4 protein-coding genes and 1 tRNA gene are annotated in these 3,143 nt (G+C 62.8%); all 5 read right to left on the reverse strand.

Annotated features, from left to right (window positions below; all coding sequences use genetic code 11):
- A partial coding sequence (locus tag EOA60_RS25680) for a hypothetical protein (protein WP_164899526.1) occupies nucleotides 1-300 on the reverse strand: 300 nt, incomplete at its 3' end.
- Nucleotides 301-371: 71 nt separating this feature from the next.
- Nucleotides 372-1,664 (reverse strand): tyrosine-type recombinase/integrase, encoded by a 1,293-nt coding sequence (locus tag EOA60_RS25685; protein ID WP_095825089.1) that lies wholly within the window; start codon nucleotides 1,662-1,664, stop codon nucleotides 372-374.
- Between the two features lie 93 nt (nucleotides 1,665-1,757).
- Nucleotides 1,758-1,842: transfer RNA gene (locus EOA60_RS25690), tRNA-Leu, on the reverse strand.
- A gap of 396 nt (nucleotides 1,843-2,238) precedes the next feature.
- Nucleotides 2,239-2,859, reverse strand: coding sequence for a 2,3-bisphosphoglycerate-dependent phosphoglycerate mutase (locus tag EOA60_RS25700; RefSeq protein WP_095825088.1), 621 nt, complete (start codon nucleotides 2,857-2,859; stop codon nucleotides 2,239-2,241).
- Between the two features lie 95 nt (nucleotides 2,860-2,954).
- Nucleotides 2,955-3,143: dihydrodipicolinate reductase C-terminal domain-containing protein (locus EOA60_RS25705; RefSeq protein ID WP_281060776.1), on the reverse strand; the 189-nt coding region annotated here is incomplete at its 5' end.

Consider the following 3,143-nt stretch of genomic DNA (forward strand, 5'->3'; position numbering starts at 1 on the left):
GCCGACGCTTCGCAAACGAACCCGTGTGGACACGCCGGTAGCCTGCAGGAGGAAGTTGTCAAACGCATCGTACGGTCGATCCATCTGCCATGGGGACCTGAAGCCCTCGACCCCGCATTCCTCAGCCGCAGCGGCCACCAGCGTCATGTACTCCAGCCGGATCATTTGATCGAAATGCTCCGGGGTTTCGCGTGTGATGAGCCGGTTCAGGTTGCGTCGACAGATTTCCTCAAACGCGACAAATCGTTCCGTCAAGTCGATTGGAAGGGATGAGTAGTCCTCAGGGGAAATAAGGTCCAAATCAGCCTCCTGGCCAAACCCTACTCAATGTATCTGCGAGACGGGCGTTCTTCCAGTGGTGGTCTTACCCACTATCTCAACGCCTTCTGCAGCGCCCTCGTCGCCGCCTCAAGCCGCGCCTCAGGTCCGCCGTAAGCCTCGCTCACGGCACCCGACGAGTGGCCCAAAATCATGTTCTGCAGAGCCTCCGCCACGTCGGCTTTGACCAACTTGTCCTTGAGCGTATGCCGCAGCGAATGCACCGTCACTTTGCGGTCGGTCACAACCTTACGGACGTGCTTCATGAGCACCTGTGATGCCGCCGAAGCGCCGCCTTCACGAGCGTAGGTCGGGAACAGCAAGGCGCGATCCGCAGCCGCCTCGTGGGCCTCCTGAGCAGCCTTGAGCGCATCCCCTACCAGCGGCACCCGGCGAACGCTGCCGGCGTTCTTCAAGCGCCTGTGAGGCAAGAACCTGAGGTCGAGATAGGGGCGCTCACCTTCGGCGTGAACGTCTCCGACCATCAGCCCGGTGACTTCCGCCAGCCGGCACCCCGTTCCCTCCAGCATCCTCCAGACACGCTGGAGATCGTCTGATGCATGACCAAGCACCCGCGCTCGGGCGGCCTTGAGTTGACCGTCGGTGAATGACTTGCGGTCCTCCTTGGCCAACGTCACCTTCTTGACCTCCAACCCGTTGAATGGACTGAGCCAGCCCCTCAGCTCGTCCATCTCCTTGGTGGCGTGATTGAGGACTGCCCGGAGGTCATTCAGGTAACGGTGGACCGTGGAAGGTGCGGGGATCGGCTTCTCAGTCAGCATGTGGTCCCTGACTTCCCGAGCGTCGGCCCGCGTAAACGACCTGAATTGAGGATCACCACGGTTCAGGGCCTTCACGACGTGACCCTGCACACGGTCAATCCGCTGCTGCTTCTTGGTCTCGTCAGCGGTCCCTTCAACCTTGTCCTTGAGGTAGAGCTTGATGGCATCGGCAAGCGTGGGCGCGGGTGCCTTCCGGTCGGGGACCACCAAGGCGCGGTAAAGCTCTGGCTGTCCGGTCTCTTCAAGATGGTCGGCCAAGGCGTCAGCTGTGGCCTCATCCATCGGCCCCCACTCGGCCACCTGCCGGGTTGCCCATTGGTATTTCTCAAGCGCGGTCTTCTCGGGGGTCTTCTTCGGCTTCCCGCGCATCGCGGCCTTGATCTCGGCCTCGGCTTCCTTGTGGACCCGGTCGTAATGTCGCAGCACCTCGGCATGTGTGCTGCCCAGCGGCTTGACGATCTCGGTCTTTCCAAGAGCTTGCCTCAGGAAGCCCGGAACCTTCCGCCGGTAGCGGTAGTGCTTCTTGCCTGAGGGCTGCTGGACGTAGGGCAGGTCGATCTGCACGGGCGGTGGTCCTCCTGAGGGCCTCTTGGGTGGACCTCCGGGGATACTCAACGCCTTGATTTCCTTGGAATTACTGGCTTCTCCGAAGAGAATTGGTGCCCAGAAGAGGACTCGAACCTCCACTCCTTGCGGAACACGGACCTGAACCGTGCGCGTCTACCAATTCCGCCATCTGGGCTGGTGGGCGCTCATGTAAGCGGGCAAACGAAGCGTGTCAACGCGGTTTTTTCGAGGAGCTCAAGACTGACCAGAGGGCAGCTGGGGTTGATTTCAGGCACGGACGGCAATTGTCGGCGTCGGCCCCGCCCCTCATCGCCGTGCCGGGCACTTCTCCCCGTATAGGACGGGGAGAAGGGGCTGGCCGCGGCGTTGGCGTCCTCTTGAGACGCTGGCGATTGGCGAAATCGGCGGCCGGAGCTTCCCTCTCCCCGTCACTATACGGGGAGAGGATGCCGGCAGGCAGGTGAGGGGCGGCGCCGACGCTGGTCAGTTAACGGCGAGACGGAATTCCAGCCTGAAGCGGTTGTCCCGAGACGGCCACCCGTTCCGAGCGGGGCCGGAACAATGGAATCCCTCACCCCTCCAGCACTTCCTTCTTTGCCACGGTGGAATCGGCGTTGAGCTTGTAGATCACCGGCACGCCGGTGCCGAGCTCCAGCTTGACGATCTCTTCCCCCGACTTGCCGTCCAGCGCCATGATCAGCGCCCGCAGCGAATTGCCGTGCGCGGCGACCAGCACCGTCTCGCCGCGCAGCACATGCGGCTGCACGTCGTGCAGGTAATAGGGCCAGACACGCGCGCCGGTGTCCTTCAGGCTTTCGCCGCCGGGAGGCGATACGTCGTAGGAGCGGCGCCAGATATGCACCTGCTCCTCGCCCCACTTCTTGCGCGCGTCATCCTTGTTGAGGCCGGAGAGATCGCCATAGTCGCGTTCGTTGAGCGCCTGGTCGCGGACGGTCTCGAGCTTGCTTTGGCCGACCACGTCGAGAATGTGCTGGCAGGTCTTCTGCGCACGCTTCAGCGCCGAGGTGTAGGCAATGTCGAATTTGAGCCCGCGCGCCTTGAGCTTCTGGCCGGCGGCAAGCGCTTCCGCATTGCCCTGGTCGGTGAGGTCGACATCGCGCCAGCCGGTGAACAGGTTCTTCAGGTTCCATTCGCTCTGGCCGTGGCGCACGAGCACGAGAGTTCCCGACATGTTTGCTCCTGATACGTCGTTGGATTGAGCAATTCCAGGAAAAGTGTGTAGCGGTTTCGGCCCGGAATTGCGGAAGAAAAGCAGAAAAAACCGCCTCAGCCCAGGCCGAGCACGTCCCGCATGGAATAGAGGCCCGGCTTCTTGCCTCGGCCCCAGAGCGCCGCCTTGACCGCGCCGCGGGCAAAGATCGCCCGGTCCTCGGCCTGGTGGGCGAGCGTGATGCGCTCGCCGGTGCCGGCCAGGATCACGCTGTGCTCGCCGACCACCGACCCGCCGCGCAAGCT

The organism is Mesorhizobium sp. M1A.F.Ca.IN.020.06.1.1, assembly GCF_004023265.1.
Classification (GTDB): domain Bacteria; phylum Pseudomonadota; class Alphaproteobacteria; order Rhizobiales; family Rhizobiaceae; genus Mesorhizobium.

Coding starts and splice junctions, on each gene's coding strand:
- EOA60_RS25700 (WP_095825088.1), bottom strand. CDS start 2,859: ATGTCGGGAACTCTCGTGCTCGTGCGCCACGGCCAGAGCGAATGGAAC.